We start from the raw sequence: 20,670 nt of genomic DNA, 5'->3' as shown, positions 1-20,670 counted from the left end.
CGCCAGGCGGCGATGTGAAGCGTTTGGAGATGCGCAGTGACGACGATATTTGACGCGTTTGACAACTTCATGAAGCGCTTGCCCAAGATCCGCGGGGCGGCGCTGTGGGACAAGTGCGCCTGGACCACCGGTTCCGGGCCGGTGATCACGCTGCGCGGCGGCAGCCTGATGACGGTCTACAAGCTGGACGGCGCGCTGCAATCGTTCGACGGCGAGGCCTACCAGGAGCGGCTGGCCAAGCTGGCCGCGATGTTGGCCAGCCTGCCGCGTCGCAACGGCATCGTGGTGGACATCGTTTTCCAGCGCGACAAGGAGACCTCGCGCAAGGAGGTGAAGAAGCAGGCCAACAGCATACGCTCGGCCACCGCGCGCATCGGCATGGACGTCAACTTCATCCTGGACGAGCGCGAGGACATCCTGTCGCGCACCGTGGCGTCGGAGATCGCGCTGATCGTGGTCACCACTTCGCCGTCCATCCTGCCGAAGGAGATGCGCAAGGTCGCCGCCAACTGGTCCGGCGGCGAGATGGCGCAGAGCGAAACCTTCATCCCGGCGATGCGCAACCGCCACCAGGGGGTGTGCAAGGAATACGTTGAGGGCCTGGTCAATATCTTCAGCCTGAAGGCGCGCGCGCTGACGCTGGAAGAGGCCATCGTGATGGACGCCAATCTGTGGGACGGCGGCGGCGAAGGCCTGCAGCCGATCACGCCGGACTCGGTCAAGCAGAACGGCGCGCCGCCGGCGCGCGCCGAGCCGCTCATCGCCGGCCAGCGCGACGATATCGTGCCGCCGCTGCCCGGCTTGCAGATCTTCCGCCGCCAGGCGGAAAACATCCCGGAAGAGGGCGTCGCCCGGACAGGCAACCGTTACTACTCGAGCGGCTATTTCGAGTTTCCGATCTCGCAGCCGGAGGCCTTCAACAATCTGCTGCGCATTCTGCCGACGGCCCGCATCCATGCGGAAATCCCGTTCCGGATGGCGTTCCAGCTGCTGTCCGGCAGCGCGTCCGGCCGCTTCTCCACCAAGAAGTCGGTGGCGCAGTTCCTGAAGTTCTCCACTTTCGGGGGGCAGAACTCCAAGATCGTCGACGCGATCAACGAGGTGAAGGAGCTGGAGAAGAGCGGCGCGACCACCTTCGTCGGCGTGCGGATATCGGTGGCGACCTGGGGCGCCAGCAAGCAGGAGGCCACCGACCGCTTCACCGAGCTGGCGGCGGCGCTGAACGGCTGGGGCGGCGGCCAGGTGATACAGGAATTCGGCAATCCCTGCGAGATGGCGATGGGCACGCTGCCGGGCTTCCGCAACCTGGCGCCGGAACTGATCCTGCCGGCGCAGATGCTGGCGGCCATCCTGCCCATCGAGCGGCCGGCCTCGCCGTGGAACTACGGCAATATGATGATGCTGACCGAGGACGGCAAGCTCTTCGTCTACCAGGTGGGCTCGCAGCTGCAGCAGGCCTGGGTCGACGTGATGTTCGCCACGATGGGCTCGGGCAAGTCGGTGCTGCTGCAGGCCTTGAACCTGGGCTCCATCCTGCAGCCGGGCAAGGACGACATTCCGCGCATGGCCATCCTGGACGTCGGCTACTCGTCCAAGGGCCTGATCGACACCGTCAAGGCCTCGCTGCCGCCGGACCGGGAATACCTGGCCCAGCACTACCGGCTGTCCATAGACAAGCGCAATGCGATGAATCCGTTCGACACCATGCTGGGCTGCCGCTCGGCGGTGCCGGACGAGAAGGCCTTCCTGGTCGATTTCGTCACCTTGCTGCTGACGCCGGTCGGCCAGGACAGGCCGGTGCCCGAGATCGCCGAGCTGGTGGACACGCTGGTCGCCGCGGCCTACCGCTACTTCTCGATAGAGAAGCCGAAGAAATACCAGCCGCGCCGCAATCAGGAGGTCGACGAGGCGTTGCAGCGCAACAACCTGCATCCGGACGAGGGCGCGACCTGGTGGAGCGTCGTCGACATGCTGTTCGAGCGTGGCGAGATCCGCTGCGCCACCGTGGCGCAGCGCTACGCCGTGCCCATCATCCCGGATCTCAGCCAGGTGATGCAGGCCACGCCCAGCATCAAGGACAACTATACCGACGCGGTGATTCCCGGCGGCTCGTCCATGCTGGATTTCTGCAACCGGATGCTGGGTTCGATCAGCAGCCGCTTCCCGCTGCTGGCCTACGAGACCGCGCTGGACTTCGCCAACGCCAAGATCGTCGCGGTGGACCTGGCCGACGTCACCGGCGGTCAGGGCGCGGCCTCGCAGAAGCAGGGCGAGGTGATGTATCTGGCCACCAGCGCCTTCCTGGCGCGCGGCTACTACATGGACGACGACGTGGTGCCGACGATGGATTGCCCCGGCCAGTACATGGAGTACCACCGCCGCGAGCTGCGCAAGAACCGCAACGAGGTCAAGCGCATCGTCTACGACGAGCTGCACAACATCAGCTCGCCCATGGTGCTCGGCCTGATCGAGACCCTGGTGCGGGTGGGGCGGAAGTACAAGGTGCACATCGCGCTGGCATCGCAGGAGCACACCGACTTCCCGAAATCCATCATGAACCTGGCCACCAATATCTGGGTGCTGCGCGCCGACTCCAAGGAGGTGCGCGAGGATTTGAAGAAGAGCATGGATTTGAGCGAATACGCCGAAGAGGCCCTGGCCAACCGCATCCAGGGCTTGACGCCGCTGGGCGCGCCGATGCTGCTGTACAGCAAGATCAAGGGCGCCATCGTCGAGCGGGTGCTGTATTTCAAGCCGGGCGGCGTCGAGCTGTGGGCCTACGCCACCACGCCGGCCAATGTTGAGATCCGCGGCCAGGTGGCGAAATTCGTCGGCTATCGCGAGGCGCTGAGCCGGCTGGCGCGCCGTTTTCCGGGCGGGGACGCGGTGTCCGAGGTCGACAAGCGCATCGATGCCTGGGGCGGCGCCAAGCGCGAGGCGGACATCATCAAGGAAATCGTGGCGGAAATCGCGGGAGGGCGTTGATGGAAGACGGAATGGACCGCGCCGCGATGGCGCGCTGGTTTGCCGACGAGGAGGGCGACGTGTCGGCGCCGGAGGAGTGGGCGCTGACCCATGGCGACGAGATAGGCTACGCCGCGCCGCCGGACGATGCCGAGGACGGCATCTGGTATCGCTTGCACGGCCTGCTGCCGTCGCCGGTGCTGATGGAGCGGCTGGCGGCGATGCCGCATGGCGGCCTGCTGGCCTTGTGCGAATGGGCGCGGCGCAATCCGCGCAGCATGCTGTTCCGCAAGCTGGAGCGGCTGCCGCAGGGCGTGGCGCGCTGGCAGGCCGATTTCGACCGCCGCCGCGCGGCGCTGGCCGAGGAGCTGGGCGATGAGGAACTGGCCGAGCAACTCTTGCCGCCGGCGCAGCGGAAATAATTCAACTGCGCAATAAAAAGTTTGATATGATTACTATCAAAATATACAAATGGAGCATCGAGCGATGAGATCCGCAATGCCATTAGTGATGGCCGGAGCCGTGCTGGCGCTGGCCGGCTGCGCCGCGCCGGCCGCCAGGGAGCCGGCGGCCAGTCCCGAGTTGGCGATGCTGGCCAAGGCCGCCGAGGACGCCGCCCGCAGCCAGCAGCTGCTGGCGCGGATGACGGTGGTCAACAGCGGCGACAAGGCGATGCAGGAGCTGAAGGCCAGCCTGGCCGCCACGCCCAGCAACGACCTGAATCGGCTGTATTCCACCGAATACGTCGGCGTCCCGCACGGCATCGTCAAGAACATCGCCGACGCCATAGGCTGGCGCTTCGAAGAGCGCGGTTCGGCCGACGTCGACAGCATCGTGCGGATCAAGAGCGTGTCGCAGCCGGCGATCGCGGTGCTGCGCTCGATCGGCGACCAGTTCCCCTATGTGCTGGCAGTGGACGAGAAGTCGCGGACCATCGTGCTGGACTACACGCGCTCGATCAACGACGCGCGCGATCCCAAGACCGCCTTCCAGGCATCGGCGTCCAAGCCGCTGATCCAGAAGTACGCGATGAACGGCGGCATCTTCGCCGACCGCAAGCTGGCGGTCCGGGTGGCCGGCGATTACAAGAGCAAGGGCTTCGAGTCCCAGATCCGGCCGGTCGGGCGCAAGTTCCAGATCGAGGTCGGCCCCTTCGTCGACGACGGCGCCGGCGAACGCCGGGTGCGCGAGACGCTGGGACTGCACCAGCGGGTGGAGTGAGGCATAGATGAGGCGCTTGTGGTGGTGGGTGTTGTCGTTCGGGCTGGCCGGCGGCGCGGCGGCGGCGCCGATTCCGGGGGAGGACGGCGCCGCGCTGCGGGACGCCCTGAACTGGCAGCCTAAGAGCTATCTGTCCGAACAGGCGGCGCTGAAGGTCAAGGCGGTGTTCAACGCCGGCCTGTCCTACGGCGCCCAGCTCGGCCAGGCGCGCGAATGCGAGCGGCTGAACGCGATGCTGCAGGCCCAGGACGCCACCTTGTCCCAGGTGTTCGACTTCTCGCGGCTGCTGCTGCCGGATTCGCTGCTGCCGCCGGTGCTCAGCTCGTCCAAGAACACGGTCAGGCTGGAAAGCCCGACCAGCATGGTGTCGGTCGAGGCCTCGTACCGGGTGCGCGAGGACGCGCGCTTCGTCACCACGCCGCCCAGCTGGTGGGATTACATGCAGCAGCCGGTGCCCGAGGTGCGCGAGCCGGACGCCGCGCTGAAACCGCTGACGCCTGAGGAAAAGGCGGCCTGGGACGACGGCGTGCGCCAGGGCTGGGCCGCCGGCGTGCAGGCGGCCAAGGTCGCCTACGGCAGCAAGCTGGCGCAGTTGAAGGAAAGCTTCAACGGCATGCTGCTCTACAAGATGTTGTGGCTGAAGAAGATGGTGGATCCGCCCAAGGTGGTGAGGCAGGAGCAGCGGGTGGTGGACGCCGACGGCGGCATAGACGTCAAGGTGGTGCGCAAGGTGGTGTCGCAGCCGGTGGTCTTCGTCAAGGATCTGCCACGCTGGAAGGCGATAGACGAATTGGGCGCCGCCGAGTTTTTCGATGGAGGCAAATGATGTCCGCGCGTGACGACGATTTCGACGCCGGCTCCAAGGTCAGCCGCGGCGATCTGGAAAGCCTTTTGAACCGCTTTCCGGACGCCAGCGACATATTTCTGAAGCAGGACACCTATCCGGTGGCCAAGGTCTTCGGCCGCAACCGGCTGGTGATGAACCGACGGCTGCAGCAGAACGAGATGCGCCAGTTGCTGACCGCGGCGTACAAGGACAACGTCAACGGCTACGACATGGTGATGGGCAAGGCCCGTTCGCTGGACTTCGTCTACGAGGGCCTGGACGGCCAGCGCTTCCGCGTCGCGGTGGCGCGGGACATGCAGAGCGAGACCGCCGGGCCGTCGGCCACCTTCCGCCGCATCAAGCCGGAGCCGTGGACGCTGGCCGAGGCCGACGCGCCGGAGGACCTGGTCTATGTCAGCCGCACCCAGCGTTCCGGCCTGATCCTGGTGACCGGGCCGACCGGTTCCGGCAAGTCGGCCACCTTGTCCTCGCTGCTGCGCGACCATGTCGAGCGGCCGGATTCGTCGTGCATCCTGCGCACCATCGAGGACCCGGTCGAGTTCGTCTACGGCAGGGTGGCGGCGCCGACCGCGGTCATCGACCAGATGCAGGTCGGCAGCTCGGTCGAGAGCTTCTCCGACGGCATCCGCGCCCACCTGCGGATGGCGCCGACCCATATGCTGGTCGGCGAGGTCCGCGACGCGGAAACGGCGCAGGCGGCGATCTGGGCGGCGCAATCCGGCCACCTGGTGTACGCCACCATGCACCCGAACACCATTCCGGAGCTGTTCGACTACTGGTCCAAGTTTTTCCCGCAGGCGATGCGGGCCGTCATGATCTACAACCTCGCCACCACGCTGAAATACGTGGTGTGTCAGCATCTGGTGCCGACGGTGGACGGCAAGCGCGTCGCCGTGCGCGAGTGCCTGGACTTCACCCGTCTGGGCAGCGCCGGCTCGGTGGCGCAGGAAATCGCCGCCAACTCGGAGCGGGTGTTTCAGCTGATGCGGGAGAAGGTGAACCTGTACGGGCGACCGATGCGGCAGAGCGCGCTGGAGCTGATCGAGCAGGGGCGGGTGCGGCAGGAAGACGTGATTACCTATCTGATGACCGGATGAGGCGACGATGAGCAAACGAGACAACAAGGCGGCGGGTCCGGCGGCGCTGCTGCGGACGGCCTTCGAGCGCCTGCCGTACGAGGCGCTGTTGGCCGGCCTGGGCATACTGATTTTCCTGGCCGGCGTCACGGTCGGTTCCGGCACCGCTTCGGCGCCGGCGTCATGCGCCGCGCCGGCGGCCGCCGGCGGCGACGCCGCCGTGGTGTACAAGGGCAAGGACGAGCGCGGCCGCCCGCGCTATGTCGTCAACAAAGATTCGCTGTGGTGAGGTGAGGCATGGACGGACAATTGTGGGTATTCGCCGCGCAGTCGCCGCGCTTCACGCCCTGGCTGGATTCGCGGGCCTTCTACATCCTGCCGGTGCTGATCCTCAAGTTCAAATGGTATACGGTGCTGGCGATGCTGCTGATCTTCGGCGTGCTGATCCTGTTCGAATACAAGGGCGTGCCGATAGAACAGGCCTTCCGCTACGGCAGGGCCAAGCTGTCCGGCCGCTTCTATCATGCGAGGCCGCGCTATAGGAGGCCGGTCTGATGGCGGCGCGCAACGGAGGGGGCGGCAGCGGCGGCGGCGACGACAGACTGTTCCTGGTCATCGGCGTGCTGGCCCTGGCGGCGGCCGCGGTGTATTTCGCGCCGCATCTGTGGCTGAAATGGATGCAGAGCACTTACGGCCGCTACCTGCTGCTGGCGAAGATTCCGCTGCTGGGCGTGCCGTTCGCGCATGGGGCCGAGTGGCTGCGAGAGCAGCCGACGATGGCCAGGACCATCGCGCTCGATTACGCGCTGGGCTGGCTGGCGGCCCTGCCGGCGGCGCCCTTGCTGCTGCGGCACATCCGCAGGGAGCGCGCGGTGCGCCGGGTGTGGTCGAACCGGCCGGCCAACCGCAAGATGTTCGATCGGGTGATACGGGCGCGCGGGCTGGAGCCGAAGGAGAGGCAGCTGTACCAGGTGTCGGAGTGGATGACGCTGAACGGCCTGGACCACGAGGCGGCCGATTTCGACGAGAAATTCCTGACCCGGCTGGAGAAGCAGGTCGGCGTGCCGTCCAATCCGGACGATCCGCTGCTGGTCGGCTTCGCCCGCAAGCTGGGCGTCAGCGCCAAGCTGGTCAGGCTGGCCTGCGACAAGCATGCCTACCGCTCCACCGCGATGGTCAGGCTCCTGCACCATCACCGCGAGAAGAACGGCGTGGTGCGCTGCGACTGGGCGCGGCCCATCCTGTTCCGCCACGGCCACCCCGAGCTGTGGGCGGCGCTGGCCAGCGTCGGCCGCAAGACGGTGTTCATGGAGGGGGCCGGCGTGATGGCCCACTACTATATGGAACTGGCCGAGCGCAAGCCGCTGCGCGACATCCGGCTCTACGGTTGCCTGGTGATCATGCGTCGCTATCTGAATCTGACCATTCAGCAGATCATGCAGCAGAAAGGCATGCCGCTACCCGATGGCGGACGCGGCGGTTTTATTTGACCCTTGTGTAATAAAGTTTGATATCATACCTATTGAAGTGAATCTATAAGGTTCGGCCATGAAGCAGAAGACATTGATTGCGGCATTGCTGCTGGCGTGCGCGGCGCACGCCCAAGCCGGTTTCCTCTACCTGGACAATCCGGCGGCGCAGGACGCCGCGGCGGGCGGAGCGGGCGGCGGTGGCGCCGACGGCCGGCAGATCGAATTCGGCCAGTCGCGCGTGCCGCTGCGGCTGACGCCCGGGCAGGGGAGGATCTCCGCCGCCCTGCGCGACTATGCCAAGGCCAATGGCTGGGAGCTGGCCTGGGAGCTGGAACGGGATTTCCCCATCGATTATCCGGCGACGTTCAACGGCACCTTTCTGGAGGTGATGGAGCAGGTGGCCAAATCGCTGCAGAACTCCGACACCCCGATCCGCATCAAGGTGTACGACGCCAACAAGGTCATTCGCGTGATCAACGCGACGCGCTAAGGAAAGACGCATGAAGAAGATCGTAGCCGCGGTGTGCGGCGTCTCGGTGCTGTCCGCTTGCGGCACGCCCGGCATGCTGCAGAAGACCGACGACAGGGTGACGGCGGCGCAAACCGTGCTGCGCAGCGCGCAGGAGAATCTGTCCTATCGTCAGCCGCAACTGATGGAGCACGACAGCGGCGCCTGGTTCGCCCAGCGTTCGGTGGTGATGGACGAGATCGACGCGCTGCCGGCGCGATTCTCGCAGTCCGCAGGCTTCTCCTCGGGCCGCGCCCTGCCGCTGTCGATGATCGCCGAGCAGATTTCCAAGGAGCAGGGCGTCACCATACGGCTGGCGCGCGATATCTTCGGCATCAGCCAGTCCAAGCAGCAGGGCGCCGGCGGCAACAACGCCGGTCCGGGCGGCATGCCGATGCCGCCGACCGGCATGCCGCCGCTGCCGGGAGGCATGGGCGGCGGGATGCCGGGCATGAACTCGCCGCTGGCCTCGGTGGCGATGGACGCCGAGCCGCGTACCCAGATCAACTACTCCGGCACGCTGCGGGGCCTGCTCGACGCGGTGGCCAACCGTACCGGGACCAATTGGAGCTATCGCAACGGCGTGGTGGAGTTTTCGCGGCTGATGACGCGCACCTTCCAGATCAAGACCATGCCGGGCGTGTCCAGTTACACGGCCAAGGTGGGCAAGAGCTCGCAGAGCACCTCGGGCGGCAGCGGCGGTGGCAGCGGCGGCGGCGGTGGCTCGACCGGCGGCGCCACGCTCAGCTTCGGTTCCGATTCCTCGGTCAGCATGACCTCGGAGCTGCGCTACTGGGACAAGCTGGCCGATACCGTCAACAGCATGCTGTCGCCGCTGGGCAAGGCGATGCCGTCGGAAATGACCAGCTCGATCACCGTGACCGACTCCGCCGACGTGGTGGACCGGGTGCGGCGCTACATCGACGGCGAAAACGCCGTGCTGGGCCGCCAGGTCAACCTGTCTGTGCAGGTGTTCTCGATCAAGCTGAACGAGAACAGCGCTTCCGGCGTCGACTGGAACCTGGTCTATCGTTCGGCCTCCAGCGGCTGGGGCAGCACCTTCGCGATGCCGGCCGGCGCGACCGACGGCGCCGGCGTGTTCGGCATCACGATGAACTCCGGCCAGTTCAACGGCAGCAAGATATTGTTGCAGGCCTTGAGCCAGCAGGGGCGCGTCAGCACCGTGGTGAACACCAATGTGGTGACGCTGAACAATCAGCCGGCACCGGTGGCGGTGACCAATAACCAGGGTTATCTGGCCAGCATCACGTCGACGGCCGGCACCAACGGCTCGGCGCCGAGCACCGGCCTGACGCCGGGCCTGATCACCACCGGCTTCGTGATGAATCTGATGCCGACGCTGCTGGACAACCGCAGCGTGATGCTGCAGGTGCAGATCGATCTGTCCGAGCTGATAGACATCACCAAGGTCACTTCCGGCGACAACACCATCCAGACGCCGAACACCTCGTCGGTGCAGACCATGCAGCGCGCCTCGCTGAAGTCCGGGCAAACGCTGATTCTGAGCGGCTTCCGCCGCGCCAAGAGCAATACCGCGCGCAAGGGGGTGGTGGCTTACGAGGGCGGCACCAAGTCGTCGATGCAGGACGACGAGGAAGTCATCGTGGTGATCTCGCCGCAACTGACCGAGGGAGTGTGACATGGCCAGATTGCTGTTCGGCAACCTGGCGGTGGAACTGCAGTGGGAACCGCTGCTGGGACTGAGCAAGGAGGCCGACGAGGTTCGCGAGCTGGCGGGCAGGCGCGGCGCCAAGCAGTATCTGGTGCTGCAGAACTCGCTGGGCATCAGGGTGGCCGGCCTGGCCAGCCTGAACGCCAATGTGCGCAAGAGCCAGGTATTCGCCTTGGCCGGCCTGCTGCGGGTGGTGTCGGACGATCCCAATCTGCTGTTCCTGCACAGCGACCCGGAAGACCCCGGCCGCGTGCTGTTCATCGCGATACACGACGGCAAGCCGGCGCAGGACCGCGTGATCGCCCGCGAGGCGGCGCTGGACGCGGCGCGCCAGTTCATCCAGGAGGTCGGCACCGGGGTCACCATTCTCGGCGACATCGACGACGACCTGTTGGCGGTGACCCGCCACGTCAATCTGGAAGACATCGTCACCTCGCTGACCGACGAGGAGAAGGCGGGCTGCCGCGTGCTGCCGCTGCCGGGCAAGCAGTTGCTGGGCCTGGTGGTGTTGCTGGCGATCATGGGCGCGACAGGCGGCGGCGCCTGGTGGTGGATGGCCGATCAGGAGCGGCAGGCTCGGGAGATGGCGCAGATGGCGGCGGCACAGCCGGATCCGCTGCAGGAATTCCGCGGCCGGCAGGAGCAAGCGATGCAGAGCGCTCCGCTGGATCATGGCGCGGCCTATGCGCAGGCGATGCAACAGACGATAGCGCAGTTGCCGCGCGAGGCGGGCAGCTGGCAGTTGGACAAGGCGATGTGCAAGGACGGCGTCTGCGAACTGTACTGGAAACGGCACGACGGCGGCACTTTCAAGTCCTTGATGGAAGCGCGGCCGCGCATCGAATTCCAGGACATGGGCAGCGCCATCGAGAGGGTGTCCTTTCTGGCAGGCAAGCCATCGCGAGAAGTAAAGCCGATTCCGTCGCGTGACTTCTACCTGGCCGCCGGCGTGCGGATGCAGGAACTGGAAGACCTGGGCACGGTGCAGCTCGGGGACAAGGCGGAGAAGCTGATGGCGGTGGCGCTGGGCAAGATGGAGCCGCTGGCGCCGCTGCCGCCGGCATTGAAAAACCGGTCCGCCGCGGCGCGGCAGATCATCAAGGGCAGTTGGGCGATGCAGGGGCACCTGGCCTTCATCGACTCGGTGCCGGGACTGATGAGGCGGGTGGGTAATATGACGATCGACGAAATGGCGGTGACGATCAATGACAAAAAACCTGAATTCACCGCGAAGGGTAATTTCTATGTCCAATAAATGGATCGCGCTGTTGCTGCTGCTGCCTTTGTGCGCCTCGGCGGAAAACATAGACAGCTTCGCCAAGAACGCGCTGACGCCGGCGCCGGTGGTGCCGGCGGGCGGCCTGCCGCCGCTGCCGTCGCAGGCGGCTACGCCGCCGGTCTTGCAAAGCGGCACGCCGATAGCGGCAAGGACGGCTCGTCGCAGCTGTTCGACGTGGTGTTCATCCAGAGCAACGGCAAGCTGCGCAAGGCCTATCTGGTGGTGGACAACAAATACGGCAAGATGGTGCGCGACGGCGACACCGTGCAGTCGTGGAAGGTGGTGGCGATCGGCGACGATTATGTCGACATCGCCCACGGCGGCAAGCGCAAGCGGCTGTTGATGGATGCCGGTGTTCCCTCGGTTCCGGAACCGCGTTGAAGGCGAAGTCGAGAGGCAGGTTGAGCCATGCGGAATTGGCTTTCTGAGGTGATGGGACGCGGCGACGCCAAGGGCGGCGCTCAGGCGGCCGCCCGGCCCGACGCGCGCGCGCGCTCGCGGCGCAGGGCCTCCCGGTTCGCCGGATAGGCGGGCTGAAGTCCGAAACCATACGCCACCACGGCTGGCGCCAGGAGGGCGACCTCGCGCTGCCCGGCTATGAAAACAGCGCCTTGCTGCTGGGATCGGCCAAGGCCAGGCAGTACATCCTGCTGCTTGAGGACGTCGCCTATCGACAGCTGCACGGCACCGACCTGCTGCAGCGTTTCGACGTCGGCGTGCGCTCGCGCACCAAATGGAGCTGCTTCGGCATCTATGTCGGCACCATGGAGGAAATCCTGCTGGTGCACTCGCAGCTGCAGCAGCACGGCGCCGAATCGGCCCAGCGAGACGGCGACGCCAAGACCGGCGGCCAGCGAAACTTCGATCTGGTGGTGGAGAAGGCGGTGGACCTGAAGGCCACCGATATCCACTTCGAGTTCCGCGACGGCAGCCAGGTGCTGGTGCGCTACCGCATCCACGGCAAGTTGCGGGACAGCGATCCGAAAGACCGCCTGCTGCGCGACTTCAACGCGATGATGGACGCGGTATCCACCGCCTACAACTCGCGCGCCGACTCCAGCAGCCGCAGCCACAACCACTTCGACGAGAACAAGCACCAGAGCTGCTCGATCAACCTGAGCATACGCGGCCGCAGCTATCAGCTGCGCTTCCAGAGCGTCAAGGAGAACCGCGGCGTGGACATCGTGCTGCGGGTGTTGCTGAACGAGGCGGTGGAAAAGGACATCCTGACGCTGGCGCAGCTGGGCTATTCCGACGACCAGGTGGAGGTGCTGGAGGATGCGGTCTACCGCTCGCCGGGTCTGACCATCATCGCCGGCGAAACCGGCTCCGGCAAGACCACCACCTTGCGCACGCTGATGACCTACGAGCGGGACTCCGGCAAGAAATTCTATTCGATCGAGGATCCGGTCGAATACATCCAGCCGCACGTCACCCAGATTCCGATCCAGCGCAAAGGAGGAGGAAAAGGACGGCGGCGAGACGCCGTTCGGCGCGGCGGCCAAGGTGCTGCTTCGCGGCGATCCGGACAAGGTGATGGGCGGCGAAATCCGCGACGCCGAAACCGGCTCCTTCGCCAAGGCGATGACCCAGACCGGCCACCAGGTGCTGTCCACCGTTCACGCGTCCAGCGGCTTCGGCATCATCCCGCGTCTGTCGGACGAGGAGATCGGCATCCCCATCGATTCGTTGGCGGCGCCGGACTTCCTCACCGCGCTGGTCTACCAGAAGCTGGTGCCGGTGCTGTGCCCGGCCTGCTGCCTGCCGGCGGCGGAAGTGCTGGACGACGACTACCTGATGACCATCGCCTCGCTGGGCCTGGACGTCGGCGCGATCAAGGTGGAGGGGCCCGGCTGCCCGCAATGCCGCCACCTGGGCACCAAGGGACAGACCGTGGTGGCCGAGGTGTGCGAGGTGACCGAGGAAATGCTGCCGATGATACGCGACGGCCGTTTCTGGGAAGCGGAGAAATACTGGCGCGCCAAGAGCAACGGCAGGCTGCACGATCCGCGCATGCTGGGCAAGACCGCGATGGAGCATGCGATCTACAAGATGTCGCTGGGCTTGCTCGATCCGCGCGATGTGGAATCGGCGTTCCGCAAACTGAAGAAATACCGGCCTTTGAACCTGGCCAATTGATTGATGCGAGGAAAACAGATGGCCAATGGCGACGACGCCTTCAAGAGTCTGCTGGGCAGATTCGGCTATGGCAAGCATGGCGGAGACAGGGCCGCCGCCGCGATGCCGGCGGAGGACGATGAAGAAGTGCTGCCGCTGGCGGTGGATCCCGACCTGCTCCCGGAGCATCCGGAACCGGTGTTCCGCGACGGCGGTTTCGGTCTGCCGCTGCAGGCGGTGGCCGGACCGGCCGAAGCGAAGGCGGTCGAGTCCGAGGACCCGGCGCCGGAGGCGGCCGCCGGACCGCGCGATTTTTTCGCGCAGCCGTCCGTCGAGGAAATCCTGGCGCCGCTGCCGCCCAGCCCGCCGCCGGCGCGGCGGGGAGAAGGACTCAGCGAGGAGCGGTTGGCGCTGTTGCAGCGCCTGGCGCAGGAGGCGCGCGGCGAGAGCGCGCACGGTGCCGACGATTTCGACATGGGTTACCACGCGCCGCTGGTTGAGTCGGTGCGCCAGCCGGCGATCGAGGTGCACGAGCGCGAAGTCGACGACGCGCTGCCGGTGCCGGCCTGGGCCAGGGTCGCCGCCGAGCAGGGCATGCTGGGGCATAGCGCCGAGCAGGTGCTGGCCAGCCTGGACGCGCTGGGCCTGGTCAATGACGAGCGCTATGTGGCGCAGATCGCCGCGCATTGGCCGGTGGCGGCCGCGGCCATGGCTTTCGACGAACTGGCGCGGGTGCCGGTCGCCGCGCGCGCCGATCTGCCGCCGGCCACGCGCGAACGCGACGATCTGGGCCGCAACGGCTATTTCTACCTGAAGGGCGACAGTGTGGGTGCGCGCGCGCTGATCGTCGTCGACGGCGGAGACCCGCGTGCGGTGGACGACGTCGCCGCCTGCCATCGCGAGCTGGAAAGTCGCGGCCAGTCTTGCAGGGTGGCGCTGTTGCCCGCCTACGCCTACCGCTGGGCGCTGCGGCGTTTTTTGTGGGCCGAAATCGTCGCCGGCGGCGATGTCGGGAGGGCGCTGGACGTGGCCGGCGCCAGCCGCGCGCACGCGGCGCCGCTGCCGGACGGCAAGCGCCTGCTGCTGCTTGAGACCGCCTTCGGCATGGAGGCGGTGGCGCCGCTGCCGTCCGATGTCGCCGCCCAATGGCTGGCGAGGCCGGATGCGTCGGACGACGACGGCATCTGGAGCGCCGCGCTAAGCCTTGGCGGTCATGGCAAGCCGGCCGGTCTGGCCGCCTTCGGGCTGGACGACCGCATGGCGATCAACAGGCTGGTAAAGGAATTGTCGCGCCCCGGCGCCATCGTCTTCGTCGCAGGCGAAATGGCCGAACCGCTGGCCGCCGCGCTGGCGGCCGAGGCCTGGAGCCAGGGCCTGGCGCTGGGCGGGGGGGCCGCCGGCTTGCCGCAACGCCTGCTCGAGCCCGATGCGCGTCAGCTGCAAAACAGCCTGGCGCCGGTGCTGGCGGTGTATCCGGGGCGTCACGCCTCGGCACAGTCGGCCCTGTTGGCCATGCTGGGAGACCAGCCGGGCTGGGCCAGGGGGCGGGTGACGATGGGCGTCAACACGATGCGGGTGCCGGGCTTGTGTCCCTCGTGCGCCGAACCGGTGGACGCCGATCAGGCGGCCCGCGAACTGACCGAGGTGGTCAGCAACTTCCGCAACGTCGACTTCGGCCATATCCGGACCCGCAATGTCCGCCAGCCGTGCTGCGGCAGCGGCTATGCCGGCGAGATCTGGCTCAGCGAGGTGTGGGACGGCAAGCTGTGCCAGCGCGACTTCGGCGCGGTCATGCCGGCCGACCTGGTGGACAAGGGCCTGCGGCCGGACCAGCGCATCAGCGCCCGCTTGCTGCAGGAGATCCAGGCCGGCCGGGTTGATTACCGCAGTGTGGAGGGCGCGTGATGCTGGATTGGCTCAAGCGCTTTTTCGGTCTGGGGCCGGCCGGGCAGCAGAAATACGCCGGTCTGCCGCGCGCGCGACGCAAGTTTCTGGCGTTGCGCACCAAATTCTACGGCGACCTGGCCGACTCGATCGAGGACGGCGCCAACCCGTACGAGCTGTTCTCGCACAAATACATGCTGGCGCGCGAGCGCGGCAATCCGATGGCTCCGCTGTTCGCCTACTGGCGCGACCGCGCGGCGTCGATGAATCTGCGCGGCGCCTGGGAAGGGACGGTTCCGGCCGACGACCTGATGGTGATCGGCTCCGGTGAACGCGGCGATCTGCCGGAGGCGCTGCGCTTCCTGGCCAAGGTGGTGAAGATACGCGAGGGCAACGCCAAGGCGATCAAGATGGCCATCGCGCTGCCGATCTTCCTGTTGTTGCTGATGACCGGCGTGCAACTGGGCGTCGCGCTGGGCATGATGCCCATCATGGAGCAGATCATGCCGGCCGATAAGTTTCCGCTGATCGGCAAGGTGCTGTACTACCTGTCGCAGGCGATACGCCACTTCTGGTACTTGATCTACGGTGTTCCCATCTTGCTGGCCGTTCTGTACTTCTGGTCCTTGCCGCGCTGGGCCAGTCCCCTGCGCAGTCGGCTGGACCGGCATCTGCCGTATTCGGTGTACCGCGACCTGAAGGCCAGCGAGTTCCTGGTGTCGCTGGCCGCGCTGTCGCAGGCCAATACCGCCATCTATGACGCGGTGGTGCTGTTGGAGCAGGGCGCGACGCCATGGATGCGCTGGCATCTGGCACGCATCCGGCTGGCGCTGACCAGCAACCGCAGCATCCTGAACGCGATCGATACCGGCCTGTTCTCGGAGGAGATTTTCGACCGGATATCCGAATACGCCGAGCGCAGCAACTTCGAGAGCGGCATCCGCAAGATCGGTCTGACGACGATTGAGGAGATCTCGGAGAAGATCGGCGAGAGGTCGGCGGTGATGCGGAACATCCTGATCGTGGTGGTGGGCCTGTTCATCCTGCTGACGATAGCCGGCATGATGATGACGGCGCTGGAGGCCGGCAACCAAATCCAGCAGATGACCGGCGGCGGGATCTGATTTATCGTTTGCCATGCTTTTTTAAAGTTTGATATAGTATGTATTCTATTTAACAACTAATGAGCACATTGGAGATTCCATGCATGCTTTGAAACGGCGCGTAGCTACTGGCAGAAGCAGCTCGCTGAAGCGCCAGGCGGGTATTGACCTGATTCAGCTGTCGGTGGCGGTCGGCATCATCGCCTTCATCCTGTCGGTGGGCTTCCTGGTGGTGCCGACGGTGATGACCAATATCAAGGTCAACTCCGAGACTTCGGATGTCCAGCAATCGGTTTCCAACGCCTTGCGCGTGTTCGGCACCGGCATGGACTCGACCGGATTGAATACCGCGACCGCAATCAATTTGCGGCTGTCGCCGCCGGATCGAGTCAATGGCACCACCATTCTGAACCGCTTCGGCGGGCAGGTGAATTGGACGGCAGGCACGCTGTTTGGCAATAACGACGGCATCGTGATCACTTCCAGCGGTTACACGGCTGAAGCCTGCGCCAAGTTGGTGCCGAACGTGCAGGCCCTGTTTGGACGCATTCGAGTCGGGACGGTGGCAGTGAAAGATCTTCCTGCCGGCACCAACATCAATATGGGTCTGTTGGCGACGAACTGCGCGACGGCCACCGCGACAACACCGGCCACATTGGAATTCACCTTCGCCCGTTAAGCAGGGCAAGGCTTTGACGGGCATGCAAGGGAGCAGTGGAAAGTCCATGGCGCAACAGATCATTACCGATGTCCAGCTGCATGTGCGCGACTGGAAATCCAGCGTGCTTTTCCCCGGGCAGGTCAAACCCGGCGAGGAGTACAAGAATTTCCTGATGAAGCTGACCGAGGTTGTGCTCACCGAGCAGCAGGAAGTGGGCCGCCGTACCGGCTTCACCATCACCATAGGCGGCTTGCGTTGGCGGGTGCAGCGCATGCAGCAGTACCGCTATGCCTGCCGTCTGGTGATGAACAAGGCGCCTCGGCTCGGCGATCTGCGCCTGCTGGACTTCCACACTTCGATGATGCTGTCCGACGAATTGAAGAAAAGCGGCGGCCTGGTGCTGTTCTCCGGACTGACCGGATCCGGCAAGACCACCACGATGAACGCGATGGTGGTGTCGCGACTGGAGAAGTTCGGCGGTTTCGCGCAAACGGTGGAGGATCCGGTCGAAATCGTCATCGAGGGCTGGCACGGCGACGGCTATTGCACGCAGATAGACGTGGCCGACTCGCCGTCGGGGCAGGAATTCAATTTCGACCGCCGCTACGCCGAGGCCATCACCACCGCGCTGCGCTCCTTCCCGGCGCGCGACCGCTCGATGCTGATGATAGGCGAGGTGCGTGATGCTCACAGCGCCGCCGAACTGCTGCGCATCGCGGTGGACGGGCACCTGGTACTGTCCACCATCCACTCGCGCGACATCCCGTCCGCGCTGCGCCGGCTGGCCTCGCTGGCTCGCGCCGGCGGCGAGGCGCAGGCGGACGAATTCATCGCCGACTCGCTGCGCATGGTGTTCCACCAGCGCTTAGACAACGGCATTCCGCAGGTCACCTCGCTGGACCTGCGCGACCGCAAGGATCTGTCCCAATTCCTCAACAAGGGGGAGTACGCCCGGCTGGAGGGGGAGATCGACATTCAGCGACGCAAGAACATACAAGGCAGGGGGGCGTGATGCGCAGGAAGCAAGCGGGCGAAATGTTGATCGGCCTGGCCATCGCGGTGGCCATGATAGGCATGGGGCTGGCCTATCTGGGCATCCGGCAGGTCAACGAATGGCGGGTGAGCCGCGGGCAGATACTGGGCAATGCGCTGTCCGACCTGGGCAAAGGCGTGCAGAGCTATGTGGTGCAGAACCACGACAAACTGGTCAGCATCATCGTCGGCCAGGGCGGCACCATCGCCAACGTCGCCAATCCATTGAGTCCCAGCGCGGCCGAGATCGCCGCCGTGACCGGCATGCGCGGGCTGGGCACTGTCCCGCCGCTGGCCGGCGCCAGCTACCGCATCGTGATCAGCGGCGACGATCCCAGCCAAGCCGGTCGGCAATGCAGTGCCAGCACGCCCGGCACCTGCAACGTCATCTCGCTGACCTATGTCGATACGCCGCTGCGCACGCCGTTCCCGGGCGCGGCCAACGCCGTCGACTATGTGGCGGCAGGGGCGGCGGTGCAGCAGATCGGCACCGACGGCGGAGCGTCGATGCCGCCTAATACCGCGCAATTCACTTTCCAGACCGGAAACAACACCACACTGCCTATCGCCAACCCGGTGAGCGGCACGCCCGGCGGCATCGTCGCGGTGCGCGGCGGCTACAACCGCTCGGACATGAATGTGTTCTTGAGGCTGGATGGCAGCAAGCAGATGCTGGGCACGCTCAATATGGGGGGGAAGGATATCGCGGCGGCGGCCAACATCACCGGTGGAGGAAATCTGGCGATGGGCGGGACGATGACGTCTGGCGGCAGCATCACCAGTGGGGGCAGTATCACGAGCAACGGGGGGATTACCAGTAACAACGGTGATATCAAAGCTGCGAATGGGAATGTTAGCGCAGGAGGCAGCGTGGCCGCTGGGGGGAGTGTGACGGCTGGAGGCGGCATGACGGCAAACGGCGATGTCATTTCGAATAATGGGTTCGTGAAGGGGCAGTATCTGTATCCGATGCAGCAGGTCGTGGAGGGGAATGGTTGTAGTCCTGACGGAACGATTGCAAGAGATGCCAATGGGTTAATACTTTCTTGCCAATCCGGTCGCTGGAAAAGTGCGTCAAAAGATAATAGCTTCAGCTCCTGCTCAGAGTTTGGCCAGGCATCTGATGGCTACTGGGGAAGAACGGGATTTTGCCCTGCAGGGTGGACCATGACGGGGGTAGTGACTCACTACAGTTGTTCAGGTGGCGCTTGCGGGACAAACGCTTATTGTTGTCATTGACGCTGAAACGTATTTAGAAACCAGTTCTTTCGTTTTTTTGAGTAGCCTGCCACCCATTTGGTGGGAAAGGACTACCTCTACCACACAGTATGCATTGTGGTCGGAACCGGAAGGGCATGAAAATGGCCGTCTGAAAATATCCAATGCAATTCTAATGAGAAAGTCATTTCCGGTGGCGGTGCATGTGATACGGATGGTGGTTTTTTTGGATTGCTTTTCTGTGCCAGTTGAAATGCTTGGTAATTTAATTGTGATAGCACTCAGCAGTGGTGGGGAAACCGCAAAAGTATGGGCAATATGCGCAGCATAGCCTAGAAGGCTATCGGATACATGAAAAGGCCGGCACTTCGGCCTTTTATTTTATTTTAATCCACTTTAAAATATGCAGGTAAATTACGGGATGATAAATTTTATGCCTTTTGCATTTTGTGGGTTAGTGACCAGCTTCATGCATTCGATAGAAAATAAAATTCTTCAATCTTACTTGGGAAAAATTAAAATAAAATAGCCCGCCAAGGCGAGCTACTTGTGCATACTTTAATTAATAAAATATATAACGAACAGAGATTTATTTGCAAGTAACCAGTCAATCGATTGTTTTCAGTAACTAGTTGGTCTCATAAGTTAGAGTGCTACTGCCAAATTCCAATATAATCCCCAATGCCACCACAGTGATTATCGCCTCCGCAGGTTGCAAATGTGTGCCAGTTTCCATCAGCAGCACATGTGGCGAAAGTTGACCCCCCGTATCTGTTTGAAAAAGAGCTACTTCTTCCAATTGCTCCACATGCAACATATAGGGATTGAGATGTGGAATGCCAGCGACCGGATTGGCAATGTAATCCAATTTGCAACTGTCGATTTTTGATTGATTAGCTTGAATTATTTTTTATTTATAAGTAATACAAACGGCTTGGCATTGGACCCAGGAGGAATTTGAAGTTGCTGTCAGATACCAACCTGGCCCGTTAGAAGAAACCTGACATTGCCGCCAGTTGCTATAGTCCTGAGCGTATATAGATAAGCTGCAATAGTCTTGAATTCCAAGATAGACTTGTCCAGACCCAATGACGGGACTGTATGTTACATATGGTTTGCTTGATAGTTGCTTTGTCCACCGACCGGATTGGCAAGATGCTCAAGGCATGTTAGCTAGATGGAGTGCAAAAATGCATTTCATAATAGGCATCCCATTCTGAGTATTGATAGCTTTGTCCTGTCCAATATGTAATGTCTGAATACCCAGCAGGGCAAGCTGTTAACCAATCATTCATGGGATTTCCTACGGAAGAGATAATTCCACCTCCGTGGTAAAACCTTCTCAATTGATACTGCCCACCGGATGGTGACAGTTGTTTTTTCCACCGACCGGATTGGCAAAAAGCTATTTCGCACATGCGATTGACACACTAGCGTCTTTATCGGAATAAAATGGCTTCTCGTTATCATAGCCGGGGCCATTCTCATTAATCATTCCAAATCCGTAACCAAGCATGATAGAACAATATCGAGATCCGCATGTAAGCTGATACTGGAGTGCATTGTATTTTGGAGGGTTGGGGTCGCCAAAAAT

Annotated in this window: 19 protein-coding genes and 1 pseudogene; 19 read left to right on the top strand and 1 reads right to left on the bottom strand. The window is 63.7% G+C overall.

The features are described from left to right. Positions 1-36 precede the first annotated feature (36 nt). The 19 genes and pseudogenes from WNM05_RS14275 (at position 37) to WNM05_RS14185 (ending at position 19,097) form a co-directional block, all read left to right on the top strand. Complete coding sequence (locus tag WNM05_RS14275) at positions 37-2,985, top strand: hypothetical protein (protein ID WP_434627823.1); 2,949 nt, start codon at positions 37-39, stop codon at positions 2,983-2,985. Beyond that, a complete protein-coding gene (locus WNM05_RS14270; protein WP_434627820.1) occupies positions 2,985-3,386 on the top strand; it encodes a hypothetical protein in 402 nt (133 codons plus the stop codon). Before WNM05_RS14275 ends, WNM05_RS14270 begins: the two co-directional genes overlap by 1 nt. Before the next feature lie 76 nt (positions 3,387-3,462). Beyond that, positions 3,463-4,185 carry a DotD/TraH family lipoprotein gene (locus tag WNM05_RS14265; RefSeq protein WP_434627818.1) on the top strand — a complete coding sequence of 241 codons (723 nt, stop codon included), beginning with the start codon at positions 3,463-3,465 and terminating at the stop codon, positions 4,183-4,185. Positions 4,186-4,192: 7 nt separating this feature from the next. Then, positions 4,193-5,011, top strand: coding sequence for a type IV secretory system conjugative DNA transfer family protein (locus WNM05_RS14260; RefSeq protein ID WP_434627815.1), 819 nt, complete (start codon positions 4,193-4,195; stop codon positions 5,009-5,011). Then, positions 5,011-6,129, top strand: a complete 1,119-nt coding sequence (locus WNM05_RS14255; protein ID WP_434627812.1) for a type IV pilus twitching motility protein PilT — start codon at positions 5,011-5,013, stop codon at positions 6,127-6,129. The genes WNM05_RS14260 and WNM05_RS14255 overlap by 1 nt, the downstream gene beginning before the upstream one ends. A 7-nt stretch (positions 6,130-6,136) precedes the next feature. After that, complete coding sequence (locus WNM05_RS14250) at positions 6,137-6,397, top strand: hypothetical protein (protein ID WP_434627809.1); 261 nt, start codon at positions 6,137-6,139, stop codon at positions 6,395-6,397. Positions 6,398-6,405: 8 nt separating this feature from the next. Continuing rightward, positions 6,406-6,663, top strand: coding sequence for a hypothetical protein (locus WNM05_RS14245; RefSeq protein ID WP_101708613.1), 258 nt, complete (start codon positions 6,406-6,408; stop codon positions 6,661-6,663). After that, the gene (locus tag WNM05_RS14240) at positions 6,663-7,598 is read left to right on the top strand and encodes a secretion/conjugation apparatus DotM-related subunit (protein ID WP_434627805.1); all 936 of its coding nucleotides are present in this window, start codon (positions 6,663-6,665) and stop codon (positions 7,596-7,598) included. The genes WNM05_RS14245 and WNM05_RS14240 overlap by 1 nt, the downstream gene beginning before the upstream one ends. Before the next feature lie 58 nt (positions 7,599-7,656). Continuing rightward, positions 7,657-8,070, top strand: a complete 414-nt coding sequence (locus WNM05_RS14235; RefSeq protein WP_434627802.1) for a toxin co-regulated pilus biosynthesis Q family protein — start codon at positions 7,657-7,659, stop codon at positions 8,068-8,070. 10 nt (positions 8,071-8,080) lie between these two features. Then, on the top strand, positions 8,081-9,748 hold the full coding sequence (locus WNM05_RS14230; RefSeq protein WP_434627799.1) for a PilN family type IVB pilus formation outer membrane protein: 1,668 nt from the start codon (positions 8,081-8,083) through the stop codon (positions 9,746-9,748). Between the two features lies 1 nt (position 9,749). After that, positions 9,750-11,036, top strand: a complete 1,287-nt coding sequence (pilO2, locus tag WNM05_RS14225) for a type 4b pilus protein PilO2 (protein ID WP_434627796.1) — start codon at positions 9,750-9,752, stop codon at positions 11,034-11,036. After that, a complete protein-coding gene (locus WNM05_RS14220; RefSeq protein ID WP_434627793.1) occupies positions 11,037-11,441 on the top strand; it encodes a hypothetical protein in 405 nt (134 codons plus the stop codon). It abuts the gene before it with no gap. 383 nt (positions 11,442-11,824) lie between these two features. Next, positions 11,825-12,463: pseudogene (locus WNM05_RS14215) on the top strand (ATPase, T2SS/T4P/T4SS family); the annotation flags it as partial. Between the two features lie 103 nt (positions 12,464-12,566). Continuing rightward, a complete protein-coding gene (locus WNM05_RS14210) occupies positions 12,567-13,199 on the top strand; it encodes an ATPase, T2SS/T4P/T4SS family (RefSeq protein ID WP_434627790.1) in 633 nt (210 codons plus the stop codon). 18 nt (positions 13,200-13,217) lie between these two features. Beyond that, complete coding sequence (locus WNM05_RS14205) at positions 13,218-15,083, top strand: hypothetical protein (RefSeq protein ID WP_434627787.1); 1,866 nt, start codon at positions 13,218-13,220, stop codon at positions 15,081-15,083. After that, positions 15,083-16,186 (top strand): hypothetical protein, encoded by a 1,104-nt coding sequence (locus tag WNM05_RS14200; RefSeq protein WP_434627785.1) that lies wholly within the window; start codon positions 15,083-15,085, stop codon positions 16,184-16,186. Before WNM05_RS14205 ends, WNM05_RS14200 begins: the two co-directional genes overlap by 1 nt. 79 nt (positions 16,187-16,265) lie before the next feature. Continuing rightward, the gene (locus WNM05_RS14195) at positions 16,266-16,844 is read left to right on the top strand and encodes a type 4 pilus major pilin (protein ID WP_434627783.1); all 579 of its coding nucleotides are present in this window, start codon (positions 16,266-16,268) and stop codon (positions 16,842-16,844) included. A 46-nt stretch (positions 16,845-16,890) separates the two neighbouring features. Continuing rightward, a complete protein-coding gene (locus WNM05_RS14190; RefSeq protein WP_158300805.1) occupies positions 16,891-17,838 on the top strand; it encodes an ATPase, T2SS/T4P/T4SS family in 948 nt (315 codons plus the stop codon). Then, positions 17,838-19,097, top strand: coding sequence for a hypothetical protein (locus WNM05_RS14185; protein WP_434627780.1), 1,260 nt, complete (start codon positions 17,838-17,840; stop codon positions 19,095-19,097). Before WNM05_RS14190 ends, WNM05_RS14185 begins: the two co-directional genes overlap by 1 nt. A gap of 607 nt (positions 19,098-19,704) precedes the next feature. Here the strand turns inward: WNM05_RS14185 and WNM05_RS14180 are convergent. Then, positions 19,705-19,944: a hypothetical protein gene (locus WNM05_RS14180; RefSeq protein WP_434627778.1), complete on the bottom strand. Its 240-nt coding sequence runs from the start codon at positions 19,942-19,944 to the stop codon at positions 19,705-19,707. Positions 19,945-20,670: the final 726 nt, after the last annotated feature.

It is taken from the genome of Chromobacterium sp. CV08 (genome assembly GCF_051129845.1).
GTDB lineage: Bacteria > Pseudomonadota > Gammaproteobacteria > Burkholderiales > Chromobacteriaceae > Chromobacterium.
Note: the sequence above shows the minus strand (reverse complement) of the source record. Positions and strands in the feature narration are given on the sequence as shown.

Bases quoted from the DNA above. Each gene is read 5' to 3' on its own strand.
- WNM05_RS14270 (WP_434627820.1), top strand. From the start codon at position 2,985: ATGGAAGACGGAATGGACCGCGCCGCGATGGCGCGCTGGTTTGCCGAC.
- WNM05_RS14265 (WP_434627818.1), top strand. From the start codon at position 3,463: ATGCCATTAGTGATGGCCGGAGCCGTGCTGGCGCTGGCCGGCTGCGCC.
- WNM05_RS14260 (WP_434627815.1), top strand. From the start codon at position 4,193: ATGAGGCGCTTGTGGTGGTGGGTGTTGTCGTTCGGGCTGGCCGGCGGC.
- WNM05_RS14255 (WP_434627812.1), top strand. From the start codon at position 5,011: ATGTCCGCGCGTGACGACGATTTCGACGCCGGCTCCAAGGTCAGCCGC.
- WNM05_RS14250 (WP_434627809.1), top strand. From the start codon at position 6,137: ATGAGCAAACGAGACAACAAGGCGGCGGGTCCGGCGGCGCTGCTGCGG.
- WNM05_RS14245 (WP_101708613.1), top strand. From the start codon at position 6,406: ATGGACGGACAATTGTGGGTATTCGCCGCGCAGTCGCCGCGCTTCACG.
- WNM05_RS14240 (WP_434627805.1), top strand. From the start codon at position 6,663: ATGGCGGCGCGCAACGGAGGGGGCGGCAGCGGCGGCGGCGACGACAGA.
- WNM05_RS14235 (WP_434627802.1), top strand. From the start codon at position 7,657: ATGAAGCAGAAGACATTGATTGCGGCATTGCTGCTGGCGTGCGCGGCG.
- WNM05_RS14230 (WP_434627799.1), top strand. From the start codon at position 8,081: ATGAAGAAGATCGTAGCCGCGGTGTGCGGCGTCTCGGTGCTGTCCGCT.
- pilO2 (WP_434627796.1), top strand. From the start codon at position 9,750: ATGGCCAGATTGCTGTTCGGCAACCTGGCGGTGGAACTGCAGTGGGAA.
- WNM05_RS14220 (WP_434627793.1), top strand. From the start codon at position 11,037: ATGGATCGCGCTGTTGCTGCTGCTGCCTTTGTGCGCCTCGGCGGAAAA.
- WNM05_RS14205 (WP_434627787.1), top strand. From the start codon at position 13,218: ATGGCCAATGGCGACGACGCCTTCAAGAGTCTGCTGGGCAGATTCGGC.
- WNM05_RS14200 (WP_434627785.1), top strand. From the start codon at position 15,083: ATGCTGGATTGGCTCAAGCGCTTTTTCGGTCTGGGGCCGGCCGGGCAG.
- WNM05_RS14195 (WP_434627783.1), top strand. From the start codon at position 16,266: ATGCATGCTTTGAAACGGCGCGTAGCTACTGGCAGAAGCAGCTCGCTG.
- WNM05_RS14190 (WP_158300805.1), top strand. From the start codon at position 16,891: ATGGCGCAACAGATCATTACCGATGTCCAGCTGCATGTGCGCGACTGG.
- WNM05_RS14185 (WP_434627780.1), top strand. From the start codon at position 17,838: ATGCGCAGGAAGCAAGCGGGCGAAATGTTGATCGGCCTGGCCATCGCG.